This is a genomic window from Limosilactobacillus sp. (assembly GCF_051873035.1).
GTDB lineage: Bacteria > Bacillota > Bacilli > Lactobacillales > Lactobacillaceae > Limosilactobacillus.
Genome location: NZ_JBJEEL010000060.1, coordinates 1 through 15,745, shown reverse-complemented (window position 1 = coordinate 15,745; position 15,745 = coordinate 1). Strand labels below are relative to the sequence as shown.

Sequence of the window (15,745 nt, the reverse complement as noted above, 5' to 3'; positions counted from 1 at the left end):
GAACAAATGCAAAAAGTAACAATAAATCTAAAACGCTTATTACCAGCGCTGGTGATCGGGCCAGCCAGCTGGTTAGGACCATACGTAGTTATGAACAGCCTCTTCTTGCCGGCACTGATTCAAAAGATCGATGCCCCGGACAAGGTTAAACTGGTGGCCCTCTTCTCAACGATGGGGATGATCTTCGCCGCCATTTCAAACATGGTCGCCGGGGCCCTCTCCGACCGAACTCACTCCCGGTTCGGGAAACGGGCACCCTGGATTGTCGGTGGGGCCTTCTGCTTCATGCTGGCCATGATTGGCGCCTCATTTTGTTACAACATCCCGGCCCTACTAATCGCCTGGATGGTCGGCCAAGTGGCCCTCAACTTTATCGTTGCCCCGATGGTCGCCTGGATTGACTTTGCGCCCGAGGGTGGCCGGGCAACCGCCTCTTCTGCCTACGGTGGTCTAGGGATGGCCCTTGGTAATAACGGTTTTAATGTGATTGGGGCAATGTTCCTCAGTCAATTCCGGCTCGGGTTCGTTATCTTTGGGATCTTTGCCTTTATTGGTACCCTGATTGCCGTTCTAATCGTTCATGAACCAGCAAACCTTGATGAAGAAATTCCGGAACCAGCAAAGGAGAAAAAAGAAAAGCACCACTTCAGCTGGCACTACGTCACTTCTGTCTTTCCTCGCTGGTCAATCGGGCGGGACTATTACCTGGCCCTGATTGGTAAGCTTTTCCAAGGGGTTGGTAACTTCGCAATTACCGGTTATATTCTCTACATCATGACCGACTTCTTGCACCGGGGTAGTCAAACGCAGTCATCAATTCAGTTGATTAACGGAATCATGCTGGCCTTCGGGATCCTAATGGGCTTCGTTGCCGGTCCAGTGGCCGATAAGTTAAAGATTCTAAAGTTCCCAGTTGGTTTTTCAACAATCTTCCTCGCCGTGGCGGCCCTTGCTCTCTTCTTTATGCGGAACACGACCGGGATTATCATCTACGCCTTCTTCGCTGGTTTGGGGATGGGACTGTGGAACGCCCTCGATAACCTTCTGAACCTCGAAGTTATTCCGGACCAAAACCGGGTGGCCTTCTTCCTGGGGGTTTATAACCTCGGAAACACCATTACCCAGGCAATTGCCCCGGTAATTGCCGGAACCGTCATTTCAATCTGGGGCTACTCCGCTGTCTTTGGCGTTTCATTCATCTTCGCCCTCATCGGTGGGATTTGCATGCTGTCAATTAAGAGTGTTAAGCACTAATTCAATTATTTTCGATATAAAAAAGCCTCATGGCGTCAGCAAAGAGTCAGTTACGACTTTACTTGCCAACCCATGGGGCTTTGTTTAATTGGTGTAAATTACTTTTCAACGGTAACCTTTTCCATCACCACATCCTGCTTCGGCTTATCCATGCCATCCCGGTCGACCTTGCTAATCTTTTTAACAACGTCCATCCCGGCAATCACTTGGCCAAAGACCGTGTGACGGTGGTCAAGCCATGGCGTCCCACCGTTTTCCTGGTAGTGCTTAATAACCTCTTTTGGATAACCGACGGCCTTCATTTCCCCGATCATATTAGCCGGAACATGTTCGTTGGAAACGATAAAGAACTGGCTACCATTGGTATTCGGGCCGGCATTGGCCATCGACAAAGCCCCGGTGAAATTGAAAAGTTCGTTCGAAAATTCATCCTCAAAGGCCTTACCATAAATACTCTCGCCACCACGGCCGGTACCGGTCGGGTCACCACCCTGGATCATAAAATCCGGAATGACCCGGTGGAAGATTACCCCATCATAGTAGCCCTGCTCGGCTAACTTGGTGAAGTTTTCGACCGTCTTGGGAGCCTGCTTGGGAAATAGTTGTACCGTAATATCGCCCAAGCGGGTTTTAATCGTGGCCTTAGGACCGGTTGCTTGGTCCAAGTGTAGTTGTGGATAATCCATTCTTATTCCTCATTTCTGTTAATTAGTCCTGGCTGATGCGCAATACACAGGCGCCCTTAATATTACCACCTTTAACGTGACGCAGGGCCTGATCTGCTTTTTCAAACGGGTATTCAGTGACTGCTGGTTCAATATGCAGCCGGTCGGCCAGGGTAAGAAATTCTTCCCCATCCCGCCGGGTGTTACTTTCAACACTTGTTAACACCTTTTCGTGGAAGATGTCATCCTGGTAATTCATCGTGGGGATGTCTGACATATGAATACCGGCCAAGGCTAGTGTTCCCCCTGGTGTTAAACTCTTCAGTGCCGGTAGGACCATGTCCCCCACCGGGGCAAACATGATTGAGGAATCAAGCGGTACCGGTGATAGGTCATAGGCTCCCTGGGCCGAGGCACAGCCTAATTGCAGGGCAAACTTCTGGGCATCCTTCCCTCGGGTAAAGACGTGGACCTCAATCCCCTGGTCAAGCGCAATTTGGGCCGTAATGTGGGCCGAGCCACCAAAACCGTACAGGCCCAAGCGACCACCGGCCGGCACGTTAGCCCGTTCGAAGGCCCGGTAGCCAATAATTCCGGCACAAAGCAGTGGGGCCGCAGTCAATGAATCAAAGCGTTCGGGAATCCGGTAGGCAAAGCCTTCTGGTACCGTGACGTATTCTGCATAGCCACCATCGTGGTCCCAGCCGGTGTAAATGGAGTGGGGGCACAGGTTTTCGTGACCGGACCGGCAGAACTTGCAGACCCCACAGGCGTGGCGGAACCAGGGAATACCGATCCGTTCACCCAGTTCAAAGCGCTGGGTTTTTGGTCCCTGGGCAACAACCTTACCGACAATCTCATGGCCAGGGGTAACGTGGTCCTTATGAACTGGCAGGTCACCCTCGGTAACGTGTAGGTCGGTATGGCAAACCCCACAGGTCAACACCCGTACTAAAACTTCCCCACGTTGCGGAGTCGGTACTGGCTTTTCAACCAACTTTAATGGTGCCCGGTCACCATCGATTGGTCCCGGTGTCGTAACTTCCCACGCACGCATTGTTTCTGGAATCTCTTCACTTTCTCTTCCCATTCTAATTCCTCGTTTCCATTATAAATTAACTTCATTGTACCGCTAATCAGTCGTTAGGAGCACTTATTGGTAACGTTGCTGGAGTAAACTAATCCGGTCGCCCCAGCCTGCCTGGAATTTATCAACGTCTAATTGACGGTTAATTGTCACATCATCCTTGGCGGCCCGCGCTAATCCTTGCGTACCACCAATATCTTCAATAATACCACTACCGAAACCAGCCAGGAGGTGCGCCTGACCATCATTTTGCCGCCGGGGCCGGGACTGGTGATCCACAAGCGTAATCTGGAATTGCCAAGTATCACCAAAGTCGTAAACCAACGTAAAATGGTCACCAACCTGGTAGTCACCTAACCAGTGCTCGGTCAGGTCAAAGGTCTTAACAAAGCCGCTCCTCATCTGAGGTAGCTGGTAAATGTCCGAACCATTATCTAGTTCAAACAGGTGGTTTCCCTCCGCGTTAAATAGCGCTAATATTTGCAGGCAAAACTTATCCAACCGGGTATCGTCGCCAACCGTAAATTCCCGCCATATCTGTGGTGAATAATTACTTAGCTCGACCCGAACCTTAAAGCATTGCCGGTTATAGCGGCGGGGAGCGGCCAGGCCTTGCCAACGCTTATCAACATGCAGCTGAAGGCGGTTAAACATGTTCTGAATTTGATGGTCATTCTGGCGATGCAAGTCATCTTGTCCCTGTTTAACCGCTTGAACAAACTGCTCCAGGTCATTGTTACTAAAGAGTCGTTGTGTATACATAAAGCGCGCCAATTCCTGCAGGGCAACTATCACTGCCCGTAAACGGGCATCGGTGACACTTTCATCACTATTTTCCCGGTAGTGCAATAGGTAGTAATACGGGAAGGTTAGATCATCTAGTGGTGATATTCCCAGTCCTTCGCAGTAAGAGAAATAATCCGCTGCTACTTCGGTATTTTGCTCAATCGCATCGTCGTCTTGACCAGCCCGACTCAGGTGGGCCTGGTAGTCCGTAATAAAGTGCTGGTTAACCGCGACCGCATTCATAATGTCATTCAGTGAGGCCGAACGGTAGAGGTAGGACCGGTTGTGCTCATTTAGCTTCGGGTGGGCCGCCAAATGATAGTTCATCATTACATCTTGTTCGAGGGCGTCCACCACCGTTAAACCCGCGGCGACCTTTTTCTTTTCGGCTAACTGATAGGCAATTTCAACATTAGTGGGCCGCTTTTCCCAGTTAACACCGTTGATCGAATCACCCAGCTGGTGTTGGTATTCATCTAACTGCCGTGCCGTTTGGGGACTAATCTCAGTAGTAAAATAGACATTTTCAAATTGCCGGTCACGGACCAGGCGGATTTTGGCATGGGGAACTGCCGTCATCTCCAACAGGTTAAGAAATTCACGCTTAAAGGCCGCTACAAACGACCGCGAGTCATTGAAGCGCTGCGGGTGGCGGATAATTATCGGCAGGCTCAGTCCATTATTCATGATAATGATAAAGTCGCCCGTCGTCCGTACCGACCAGGATAATTCATCATTTGTCAGGCTCCGATTCGGCATCCGTGAATTGACATGTAAACACTGCGCAGTCGAGTAATCAACAGCAATAATCACCTTTACCAGCCCCTTTTATAAATTCTTTTATTATATTGTGACAGATTAACTTTAATAAGACAATAAGCTAAAATGAATATATTAACGCACGATTAAGGAGGATCATCATGAGCGAGCTTCAGCTTGATATTTTTGATCTTAAAAAACTACAACTAGATAAAAGTAAAAAAGAACTAGAGGAAACCGGACAAAAACGGCAAGCCCAGGTTACTAGCCAGCAACTGGCAACCTTTGTACCGGTTAACCGGGACCCCGTCGCCGCGATTAAGATGACCGAATCAAAGATGATCCCGGAGTTATTACCCCTCCGACACCAGCGAATGCTCGCTAACCGTTTTTCCTTTTTCCGCGGTACTGCTGAATTAATGGAACAAGATCTAAAGCAGCAGTACCAAAGTAACATCCCCACCGTCATTAGTGGTGACGCCCATGTTAATAACTTCGGCTTTTACGCTTCACCAGAACGTAAGCTCCTCTTCGGTCTCAACGACTTTGACGAATCCCGGATTGGCAACTGGGAAAGTGACCTCAAACGCTTCCTCGTAAGCGCCGAGCTGGCCGGTGAAGAGAATGGCTTCGACCGGGATAAGTTACACGACCTCCTCAAGTTGACAACCAAGACCTACCGGCACGCGATCAAACGGGCCAACCGGCTGCCCCTTTCTGAAGTCTTTTATTACTCCTTTGAAATTAACGACATGATCGATACCATTTCGGCACTGGGTGACGGTAGCGACCAGATGAACTACCGGCTGCAGAAGATCTTTAAGAAGAGTCAGCACAGCAATTCCGAAGAAATTATTCAAAAAATGGGAACGATCAACGAAGAAGGCGACCTGGTCTTCCGTGATAATCCACCCCGTGCCAAGCACCTCGGCGCCATCCTCTACCAGCAGCTGGTCGCCGGCTATAATTTCTACCGGCAAAATGCCCGGGAAGATATCCGCGTCCTATTAGCTAACTTCCACATTACCGATATTATCCGCTATAGCGTTGGCGTGGGAAGTTTTGGTACCCGTTGCTACCTAATCCTCTTGACCGGACTGGACGGTAGCCACCTCGTCTTACAGGTCAAAGAAGCGCTGCCGTTGCGTTACAACCTGCTAAACCTCCAAGTGCAAGAGGCGGTTCAACGGGGGATGAAGGCCGGGCGGCGGATTGTCACTGCCCAGCGGGTACTCCAATCTAGCTCTGACCCCTTCTTGGCCAGTACCCGGTTTGGCGGGCGTAGCTACTACGTCCGGCAATTCCGCGATATGAAAGAGTCAATTAACGTTGCCAAGCTCGACTTCGACAGCTTCCAGCTTTACTGTCAGGTTTGTGCCTTGAACCTCGCCATGGCACATTCACAAAGCCCCACTTCACCAATGATTCGGGGCTACCTTAAACACCAGAAGGCCCTTGATGCTGGTCTCGCCGACTGGTCACTGGCCTACGTTGAACAAGTTACTAAGGATTACCAAGCCTTCCTAAAGGCCGTTAAACAATAACTTCTGAGCCGCCCCCTAAAACGGAGCGGCTTTTTATTTATGCTCCGGGGTATCTTTCTTGGTCCCGTAACGGTCCTGCTCAGCAATCATACTGCTCTTTTGCTTGTGCTTATGGATAAAATCATCCTCAGCCGCAAAGATCATTAAAAAGTCAATGAAGTTCTTCTTAAAGGCTCGCTTAAATCGTAGCCACCAATCTTTTTTCATTTTCGCCCCTCCTTTTCTTATATTTTAACGCACCTTCGTCATTGTTAGGCAAACTGTGGTAAAATGTTAAGTAAACGTTAAGCGCTTTCTTTAAGGAGGAATTTAGAGATGGAAATTGCAAAAGTACCCTTTGGTAAGTACCAAGACCAAGCGGTTACTAAGTACGTATTAACAAATGATAACGGTGTGCAAGCTGGTATTCTTAATTTTGCCGGCTTACTACAATCTTTTAAGGTACCGACGAAGGACGGGGGAAAGGCCGACATGGTTCTTACCTCCGAAAACCTGGACGAGTTTACCGGCAACGGCTTTTGCACCAACCGGCTAATCGGTCGGGTGGCTGGCCGGATTGCCGACGGTGAATTCAAGATTGATGGTCAAGAATACCACGTAGAACAAAACGAAGGTAAGAACACCCTGCACGGTGGAAAGAATGGTTTTTACAGCCATATTTGGCACGTTGACGGCACGAAGCTGACCGACGATGCCGTTGCTATCACCCTCAGCCTAACCCTGACGGAAGAAATGGATACCTTCCCTGGTAAGATGCATGTTACGGCAACCTACACCCTGGACAACGACGATAACTTAACCCTGAAGTTCAGTGCTACTAGTGATGCTGACACGCTATTCAACCCAACCAACCACACCTACTGGAACTTATCAAAGCCATCAGCAACGACCATTGATAACTTGAAGCTCTACGTTAACTCCAAGAACCACCTGGCCGTAGACGACGGTAAGATCCCAACCGGCGAAAAGCTAGCAAATGCTGGCACTCCATTTGACTTCAGTACACCAACTAAGCTGGCTGACGCACTAAAGCCAATGGCCGCCACCAAGGAAAACGGTTTTGATGACATCTGGGAAGTGGAACCAAGTCTCGACAAGCCAGTTGCCACCCTGGAAGATCCGGAAAGCGGCCGGAAGATGACCCTGTACTCCGACCGGAACGGTTTGGTAATGTACACCATGAACTCCGATGACCCAACGGTATATAACCACGGTGAAGTTCACCCCCACAACGGGATCGCGATGGAAGCACAGACCCTGTCTGATACACCACACCACCCAGAATTTGGTAACATTGACCTCCACCCTGGTGAAGAAAAGGAATACACCATTAAGTGGCACGTTGAATACTAATTTCGTTGAGCTAATAAGAAAGGGCCCAAAGCAGTCCGTATTTTTGGACTTGCTTTGGGCCCTTTTGCACCCTGTATCTCGCTAAGCAATTTAGAATAGTGCTTTTTGAATAGTCTTCGTCGATTGAACCGGGATCTTCATAGTTGGCATTCCTGCCGGGTGGATACTAATCCAGCCAACCCTTTCGCCCTTCTTGAGCGGTGCCGCCAGTTGTCCCGTCATTGACCGGTGGTCGTGGTCAAGGTGGAAACTAGGCCGGGCTTGCTGCCAGTTAGCGTTCTTAGGTAACCAGGCAGCCGTAGGAGCCGCCAATTTGATACCGGTTGAATGCTGCTTTTTAGCATGGACAACGTGGCGTGTCCGCAAATTCTTCGGTAGGGCCTTCATACTATTCAGTGGGACTAACTGGTAGTTATTAGATAAGGCCTCGTAAAATTCCTTTTGCATCTTGGACTGGTCATTCCAATCGCCCTTCGTGTGCAGGGCCACCACGATTACCCGACGACCGTTATAAGTCCCGGTCGATACGATACACTTCCCCGCTTCATCAGTATTCCCGGTCTTTAAGCCGTCAATATTCCAATCCTTGGGTGCGGCACCGTTTTGGGGAAGGAGCGCGTTAATGTTGACCATGTGCTCCTTTTGATCCTTGCTGACGTCAAAATTAGCAAACTTGGTTGAGGTTATCTTAAGCGTTTCGGGATACTTGTTAATTACGTACTTGGAAATCATACCCAGGTCCCGGGCAGAAAAGAGGTTTTCGGCATCCTTATCGACATTTTTCAGTGCGTGAACCCCCATGTAACTGTTCGGCAAGCCGACCATGTTGTAGATCTTAGCATCGTGGACCCCGGCCTGATGCGCCAGCCGCTGCATCTTCTTATTAAAGGCCGCGGTACTACCGGCATCCGCCAACGCCAACGCTTCGGTACTGCCATCGGCCGAAACCAACATCATTGAATCTACTAATTGTTTGACCGTATAACTTTCACCCGCGTTTAATTGAACATTGGAGCACCGCGGGTCATTGGCCATCTGGGCAACATCGGGGCTGATCTTAATCTTTTGATTCCAACTCAGCTTGTGGTCGCGGATATCCTGCTCAATCACCGCCAGAGTCAAAATCTTGGTTACCGAGGCAATCGGGTAAGTCTTTTTAGCGTTCTTTTCATATAGTACTTGACCGGTTTGGGCATCCATTGCATACGCTGACCGCGCCTTCATCGGATAAAAGGGGCGGTTATCAGCCTTAACTAGTCCCCCCAGGCCTATTAAGCTGAGGTTTAGACTGATAATTACCAGCAGACACTTAGCAAGCAAAGCTTTTACTTTTTTCATGACTTCTGACAAAATACTCCTATTTTTGATATACCCATATATCATAGCCGAAAATAACCAGTTTGAACATACTATTTTCTGCAATTGCAAAGGCTTGGTTAAGTTTTGGTGGCCATGCTTTTATTTTTACAAATTCACGGTATCATAGTAGGGATGCTTATTATTGTACAAAAGGAGAATCCACCATGAATCATCGGTTCAAGCGGCGCAGACGCACCTTCTGGATTATAATCATTCTTGTTATCTTGGCTATTTGGGGAATCCACCGTTTTGGTTCACTTGACAGTCGCCTAAAGAGCGCCTGGAACAAGGTCATTTATACCTCTAACGACAACGTTGCCATTGCAGTCTATTCCCCCCGGACCCACCAAATTTACTCAGCCACCAACGCCCCTGGGCACCGTTTCCACACCGCCAGCACGGTTAAGGTAGCCATTCTTGCCGGACTTCTTCATAAACAGTCCGGGAAGCTAAGTGACCATCAATCTAGCCTTGCTAAGGCGATGATTGAGCAAAGTGATAACAATGCTACCACCACCCTCTTTGACAGCCTTGGTGGTCAACAGGGTTTGCAGTCCACTTTTGACCAGTTTGGGATGTCTGCTTCTACCGCCCGCAAGAATTGGGGACTTTCCACGACGACCCCCCGTGACCAGGTGAAGCTCTTAAATAATATTTTCTACCACTCGAAAATCCTTTCCCAGCAGGATCAAGACTATATCAATGACCTGATGAGTAACGTTGATGCCGACCAGAACTGGGGAATTTCAGCCGACAGCAACCGCTTTGCCATCAAGAACGGTTGGTTAAACTATGGCGATTCCAAGTGGATGGTTAACAGTATTGGTTATGTTAAGAACAACAATGGAACCGACTATACAATCGCAATTTACACCGACCGGAACTCCACGATGCAGACGGGACAGCAAACAATTGAGCAGCTGGCCCGGGTAACCAAGAGTTTAATGGAATAACAAGTACTACCGACCCTCAACTATTTAGCGAATGCCAAATAGTTGAGGCTTTTTATATGCTCGGGGTTCCCAGTGGTAAGATAGTATTAGTACAAGGAGGGGTTATGATGACAATTAAGGACAACTATCTTAAGTTAGCAGACGGTAACCAGATGCCCCAAGAAGGTTTTGGACTATACAAGGTTACCGGCCAAGAGACAATGAATAATGCAATCAAAAGTGCCTATGAGGATGGCTACCGGTTATTTGATACCGCCCAGCTCTACGGTAACGAAGCCCAAGTAGGGACCGCCTTTAAGCAGCTCCAACTTCCCCGTGAAGAACTCTTCGTTACGACCAAGGTGGCAGAAGAAAATCAAGGTTATGATAAGGCGATCGCTTCGGTCAAGGAGTCACTTGCTAAATTGCAATTGGACTACGTTGACCTCTTGCTAGTCCACTGGCCAATTGAACGGTCCTTCTTTGAAACTTGGCGTGCCTTTGAAGACATGAAGAAGGCCGGACTAACTAAGTCCATCGGGGTCAGCAACTTTGAAATGATCCACCTTCAGTACCTCGCGACGAAGGCCCACGAAATGCCAGTCGTCGACCAGGTTGAACTTCACCCACTATTGACCCAAAAGCCGTTGCTTAAATTCAACCAGGACCACCAGATCATTACCCAGGCCTGGAGTCCACTGGGCCGGGGAGCCGTACTAGGGCAAGACGTACTTAAAGCGATTGCCACGGCTCATGGTAAGTCACCGGCCCAGGTAATTCTTCGCTGGCACCTCCAATGTGGCGTTTCCTTCATCCCCAAGTCTATCCACGAGGCACGGATTGCCCAAAACGCTGACATCTATGACTTCTCGTTAAGCGATGATGAAATGCAACGGATTGATGCCTTAAATAACTACCAGCGGACCGGTCGCGAACCGGAGCTGGTTTACGAGTACGATAAGCAATATTAACTAAAAAGCCGGGAAGTTATTTCCTGGCTTTTTCTTTACGATCATCTGATCAACAGTGAGCATATAGAGTTTTGATACCGCTATCATCAAGTCCGGCAAGCTTTCATTTAATTTTCAAGAATTGCTGATTTACTAGCAGTGAAAGCAATTCCATTTTATTTTGATAAACGTTTGACATTAGTAAGTGAAGGATGTATATTATGGTTGTTAACAAATGATAAACGCTTATCAAAAACTTCAAGAAAGTGACTTATAACTATGAATAACAAGAATTCAATCATTACTAAGCTTGCCTTCCTTTCGGTTTCGTTCATGGTTACCAGTGCTTATGCCATTCAGGGTTCCCTCCCGCAACTAAAGGCGGCCCTGAACATCACCCAAACTCAGTCGGAGTACCTGGTGACCACCCCTTCCTTTGCCGTAATGATCTTCGTGGTCCTGTCCCCGTTTATCCAGGAATGGTTCCACATTTCCGATAAGAAGATCATCATGGCCGGGGTTACAATTGTGGGGTTGGCCGGGATCGTCCCGATGTTTATCAATAACTACGCTGCGATCCTCGTCTCCCGACTAATTCTCGGGGCCGGTTACGGTCTGTACAACTCCCAGGCCATCTCAATGATTTCGGTTTGGTACCAGGGAACGGTCCGGGCCCAAATGCTGGGCTGGCGGGCGGCAGCTGAACAAATCGGTCAGGCCTGCACGTTAACCGCGGCGGGTCTGCTGCTGAGCTTTGTCGGCTGGCATGGTTCCTTTGCCGTCTACCTCTTTGCCTTCGTCGTTTTGCTCTTCTTTGCAATCCGGGTTCCGGATGATAGCCAGGCTCAAGATGACGAGGTGAAAGAAGACGACCTCGGCGAAGACCTTGGTGAAGATGACAGTAAACAAATCACCAAGATTAGTCCGGTGGTCTACCTGCTGGTCCTCTTCGCCTTCTTGCTGGTCGTCGACTACGTGGGAATGGAAAACCGGTTCCCTGGTCTGGCCGTAACGATTAACGGCAGCCACTACACGGGCTCTTCCATGCTTCTTTCCTTAATGCTAATTGGGGCCACGCTCGGTGGTATTTCCTATGGTGCCATCCAGAAGCGCCTAGGCTTTGGAACCGTCTACCTGGGACTGGGGCTCATGGCACTGTCAAACTTTCTCTTTGGCTTTGCCGGCCATAACTTTATTCTGATGGTCATCGGTCTTCTTTTGATCGGTTTCCCACTGCAATTAGTTTCACCGTTGATTTTCAACCTGTTACCTGACCTGGCCCCGGCCAATCGGCAACCGCTCGTCACTTCACTTTGCCTGATTGGTTTTAACTTTGGTTCCTTCTTCTCACCGACGATTGCGGAATGGACGAACCACTTGTTAGGACAACCAACCAGCGGGATGGGTCTGGCCGCACCGTTCCCAATCTATGGTGTGGTTTTGATCATCATCGCCCTGATTATTTTCTTTGCTACCCGTCGTAATGCTAAACAAGCACACTAACTTACTGGAGGTTTTATCTTATGCCAATTCAAAACAAAGCAATGTTAATTACCTACTCTGACTCCATGGGCAAGAACATTAAGGAAACCCACGAAGTCTTAAAGAACTACATCGGTGATGCCATCGGTGGTGTACACCTTTTGCCATTCTTCCCATCTACCGGGGACCGTGGTTTTGCACCATACCGTTATGACGTCGTTGACTCTGCCTTTGGTGACTGGAGCGATGTTGAGTCCTTAGGTGAAGACTACTACCTGATGTTTGACTTCATGATTAACCACATCTCCAAGAAGTCCGTAATGTACCAGGACTTCAAGAAGAAGCACGATGATTCTAAGTACAACGACTTCTTCATCCGTTGGGAAAAGTTCTGGGAAAAGGCCGGTAAGGATCGCCCAACGCAAAAGGACATTGACATGATCTACAAGCGCAAGGACAAGGCGCCGGAACAAGAAATCGATTTTGACGATGGTAGCAAGGAACACCTCTGGAATACCTTTGGCGAAGAACAGATCGACATTAACGTCAAGAGCAAGGTCGCTAACGAATTCTTCAAGGAAACGCTGGTCGACATGGTTAAACACGGTGCCGACATGATCCGGTTGGATGCCTTTGCCTACGCCGTTAAGAAGGTTGGTACCAACGACTTCTTCGTTGAACCAGAAATTTGGGACCTCTTAAATAAGGTGCAAGATATCCTGGCACCATACAAGGCCATCATCTTGCCAGAAATTCACGAACACTACACGATTCCCCAAAAGATTTCCCAACACGGCTTCTTCATCTACGACTTCACCCTGCCAATGACCACCCTGTACACCCTGTACTCTGGTAAAACGAACCGCCTTGCTAAGTGGTTGAAGATGAGTCCGATGAAGCAATTCACCACCCTGGATACCCACGACGGGATCGGTGTGGTTGACGCTAAGGATATCTTGACCGATGATGAAATCGAATACGCCTCCAACGAGCTGTACAAGGTCGGTGCTAACGTTAAGCGGAAGTACTCCAGTGCTGAATACCACAACCTGGATATCTACCAAATCAACTCCACTTACTACTCAGCCTTAGGTGACAATGACAAGGCCTACTTACTAGCCCGGGCCTTCCAAATTTTTGCCCCTGGTATCCCAATGGTTTACTACGTTGGTCTGCTGGCCGGATCAAACGACCTGGAACTGCTGGAAAAGACCAAGGAAGGGCGGAACATCAACCGTCACTACTACACGAAGGAAGAAGTAGCTAAGGAAGTTCAACGGCCAGTGGTTAAGAACCTCTTAGACCTGCTCTCCTGGCGGAACAAGTTTGCAGCCTTTGACCTGGATGGCTCCATCGACGTCGAAACCCCAAGCGAAACGACGATTAAGATTACCCGGAAGGACAAGGATGGTGCCAACGTCGCTGTTCTCGAAGCCGACGCTGCCAACAAGACCTTCAAGGTTACCGCAAACGGCGAAACGGTAATGGAACAAAAGTAACCGGTACGCAGTCTCTCCGTGAATTAGCAATAAATAAAGGCGAAGTAGGAGTTTACGATAACCCCTACTTCGCCTTTATTGTTATTTAGGTTTTTAGTTATTTCCCCGGTTAACTAAGACATCACCGATCGTTTGGTCCACTTTCTTTTCTAATACCCATTCCTTGCTCTGCGCCACGTAGCTTTGGTGGTCCGGACTTGCAATGTGCTTACAGTAGTTCTCTTCGGATTGGAAAACTTCGTAGATGATCCATTCGGTCGGTTCACCCTTTTTGGTTCCCGCGTAAATCGCTAAAATCCCGGGATCACTCTTGATGGCATTGTCCAGTTGAGCGGCCAATACCTGCTTAAAGTCAGTCAAGTGATCAGCGGCCACCTTAATCGAGACAATGTTAATCCAGAGATCATTGGGCGTACTGATGTTTAAGGCCACATCCTGGTGTTCCATAAATTGCGGCACGAGGTCAATTACCTGGTGCTTAACGATTACGTCGGTTAATTGCTGGTCAAATTGTTGGTAACTTTCGGAATGACGGTGGGCCTGATAGGCCTTCTCATCATCGAAAACTTCAAAAGCATAGTTTTTGGTAATATCTTCTGGTTGGTGTGAGGAGTACATCCCGAGGGTACCATCTTCAATTGCAATCGCCGTGACCATGTCACCACGACTAGCATTTAAGAATTGGTCATGCGTATCAGGAGCCGTTTCAATTAGGTGCATCTTAAAGACGACGGAATTCTTCATATTCATCATTTTTTAGGATCCTCTTAATAATTGGTAATGCTTATATGATATGACAAAAGCGGCCATAAAGTAAACCAAAACCTTTCTTTCCCCCTTCAATCGGTCGGCATTATTTCACGAAAGTGATATAATTAAAATTGTAAATTGGAATTATACAGAAGGGAGACTTTTCCAATGTCGATGAATCCAAGCAAAGCACAAGATGTCTGGAAAGATGCTGGTGAGCACGTTCAATTTACGGTCCTCGAGCTTAACCGGCAGGACCAGGCAAAGGAACAAGAAGCAATTCAAGAGTTTGTTGACCGTTACCAAGCCATTATCCGTTCACTGCGGATCCGTGATAATAAGGGTAATCTAAAGGCTTCACTCGGCTTTAGCAGTGATGCTTGGGACTACCTCTTCCCGGACGCACCAAAGCCAAAGGAACTGGAACCCTACCACACCTTGGCCAGTGAGAAGTACTCAATGCCAGCTACTAAGGGGGATATTTTCCTTCACATCCGGGCCAATGACGAAGCCGTGGTCTACGAGTTAATTAGTCAATGCATGCTCTTTTTAAAGGACTTTACGACGGTGGTCGATGAGACCAAGGGCTTCCGCTACTTTGAAGGTCGGGCAATTATCGGCTTTATTGACGGAACCGAGGCCCCACAAGTTGAAGACGCAGCCGACTACGCAATTATCGGCGATGAAGATCCGTTCTTTGAAAATGGGTCCTACGCCTTTGCACAAAAGTGGCGTCACCACATGGACATTTGGAATAAGTTAACCACGGAAATGCAAGAAAAGGCCATTGGTCGTAAGAAGTTCTCCGACCTGGAACTACCTGACGGGGAAAAGTTCAAGAATGCCCACAACGTTACTTCACAAGCTAAGATTAACGGGGTTGAGCAAAAGATCGTCCGGATGAACGTTCCTTATTCTGACCCCGCTTCCGGAATTACGGGAACTTACTTTATCGGTTACTCTCGTTACTGGAAGGTTACTAAGATGATGCTGGAGAACATGGTCAACAAGGGTGACTACCTGCTTACCTTCTCCGACATCTTGTCCGGCCAACTCTTCTTTATCCCATCCCGGCCCCTGCTTGACAAAATTGCTGATGGCGAACTGAACTAGGAGTTGACAGCCGAAACAAAGCTTGTTAAGCTGACTATAATCTAATCAACGGAGGGATCAACCATTGAAGTTTTAATTCTACACATGTTAGTACAGCTAGTTCAGTTACCGACGCGGATTGGCTGTCCGGAGTAGGATTATTATTTTCAATGACTTGATACCACTAAATAACTGGCAAACTGCCAGTCTTTTAAGGCCTGTCCTACCCGGGG

At 48.3% G+C, this 15,745-nt stretch carries 14 protein-coding genes; 8 read left to right on the top strand and 6 right to left on the bottom strand.

The features are described from left to right. Window positions 1-6 precede the first annotated feature (6 nt). Window positions 7-1,254 carry an MFS transporter gene (locus ACI31H_RS06375; protein WP_439771153.1) on the top strand — a complete coding sequence of 416 codons (1,248 nt, stop codon included), beginning with the start codon at window positions 7-9 and terminating at the stop codon, window positions 1,252-1,254. Window positions 1,255-1,352: 98 nt separating this feature from the next. On the opposite strand, the gene ACI31H_RS06370 is transcribed toward ACI31H_RS06375, so the two are convergent. The 3 genes from ACI31H_RS06370 to ACI31H_RS06360 form a co-directional block, all read right to left on the bottom strand. Further along, the gene (locus ACI31H_RS06370; protein WP_439771152.1) at window positions 1,353-1,940 is read right to left on the bottom strand and encodes a peptidylprolyl isomerase; all 588 of its coding nucleotides are present in this window, start codon (window positions 1,938-1,940) and stop codon (window positions 1,353-1,355) included. A 22-nt stretch (window positions 1,941-1,962) separates the two neighbouring features. Then, window positions 1,963-3,009, bottom strand: a complete 1,047-nt coding sequence (locus tag ACI31H_RS06365; RefSeq protein ID WP_439771151.1) for a zinc-dependent alcohol dehydrogenase family protein — start codon at window positions 3,007-3,009, stop codon at window positions 1,963-1,965. A gap of 63 nt (window positions 3,010-3,072) precedes the next feature. Next, complete coding sequence (locus tag ACI31H_RS06360) at window positions 3,073-4,605, bottom strand: plasmid pRiA4b ORF-3 family protein (protein ID WP_439771150.1); 1,533 nt, start codon at window positions 4,603-4,605, stop codon at window positions 3,073-3,075. Window positions 4,606-4,712: 107 nt separating this feature from the next. Between ACI31H_RS06360 and ACI31H_RS06355 the strand changes: the two genes are divergently transcribed. Then, on the top strand, window positions 4,713-6,095 hold the full coding sequence (locus ACI31H_RS06355; RefSeq protein WP_439771149.1) for a DUF2252 domain-containing protein: 1,383 nt from the start codon (window positions 4,713-4,715) through the stop codon (window positions 6,093-6,095). A 33-nt stretch (window positions 6,096-6,128) separates the two neighbouring features. Here ACI31H_RS06355 and ACI31H_RS06350 read toward each other — a convergent pair whose 3' ends face one another. Then, the gene (locus ACI31H_RS06350; RefSeq protein WP_439771148.1) at window positions 6,129-6,302 is read right to left on the bottom strand and encodes a hypothetical protein; all 174 of its coding nucleotides are present in this window, start codon (window positions 6,300-6,302) and stop codon (window positions 6,129-6,131) included. A 108-nt stretch (window positions 6,303-6,410) separates the two neighbouring features. Between ACI31H_RS06350 and ACI31H_RS06345 the strand changes: the two genes are divergently transcribed. Continuing rightward, window positions 6,411-7,448 carry an aldose epimerase family protein gene (locus ACI31H_RS06345; protein WP_439771147.1) on the top strand — a complete coding sequence of 346 codons (1,038 nt, stop codon included), beginning with the start codon at window positions 6,411-6,413 and terminating at the stop codon, window positions 7,446-7,448. A gap of 90 nt (window positions 7,449-7,538) precedes the next feature. On the opposite strand, the gene ACI31H_RS06340 is transcribed toward ACI31H_RS06345, so the two are convergent. After that, complete coding sequence (locus ACI31H_RS06340) at window positions 7,539-8,786, bottom strand: D-alanyl-D-alanine carboxypeptidase family protein (RefSeq protein WP_439771146.1); 1,248 nt, start codon at window positions 8,784-8,786, stop codon at window positions 7,539-7,541. Between the two features lie 185 nt (window positions 8,787-8,971). On the opposite strand from ACI31H_RS06340, the gene ACI31H_RS06335 reads away from it, so the two are divergent. From ACI31H_RS06335 to gtfA, 4 genes are all read left to right on the top strand, one after another. Next, a complete protein-coding gene (locus tag ACI31H_RS06335) occupies window positions 8,972-9,760 on the top strand; it encodes a serine hydrolase (RefSeq protein ID WP_439771145.1) in 789 nt (262 codons plus the stop codon). A gap of 107 nt (window positions 9,761-9,867) precedes the next feature. Then, window positions 9,868-10,710, top strand: coding sequence for an aldo/keto reductase (locus ACI31H_RS06330; protein WP_439771169.1), 843 nt, complete (start codon window positions 9,868-9,870; stop codon window positions 10,708-10,710). Between the two features lie 258 nt (window positions 10,711-10,968). Beyond that, window positions 10,969-12,192 carry an MFS transporter gene (locus ACI31H_RS06325; RefSeq protein ID WP_439771144.1) on the top strand — a complete coding sequence of 408 codons (1,224 nt, stop codon included), beginning with the start codon at window positions 10,969-10,971 and terminating at the stop codon, window positions 12,190-12,192. A 20-nt stretch (window positions 12,193-12,212) separates the two neighbouring features. Then, window positions 12,213-13,670, top strand: coding sequence for a sucrose phosphorylase (gene gtfA, locus ACI31H_RS06320; protein ID WP_439771143.1), 1,458 nt, complete (start codon window positions 12,213-12,215; stop codon window positions 13,668-13,670). Window positions 13,671-13,763: 93 nt separating this feature from the next. Here the strand turns inward: gtfA and ACI31H_RS06315 are convergent, their stop codons facing one another. Then, a complete protein-coding gene (locus ACI31H_RS06315) occupies window positions 13,764-14,423 on the bottom strand; it encodes a putative quinol monooxygenase (protein WP_439771142.1) in 660 nt (219 codons plus the stop codon). A 165-nt stretch (window positions 14,424-14,588) separates the two neighbouring features. Here ACI31H_RS06315 and ACI31H_RS06310 point away from each other — a divergent pair, with 165 nt between their 5' ends. Further along, window positions 14,589-15,533, top strand: a complete 945-nt coding sequence (locus tag ACI31H_RS06310; RefSeq protein ID WP_439771141.1) for a Dyp-type peroxidase — start codon at window positions 14,589-14,591, stop codon at window positions 15,531-15,533. Window positions 15,534-15,745: the final 212 nt, after the last annotated feature.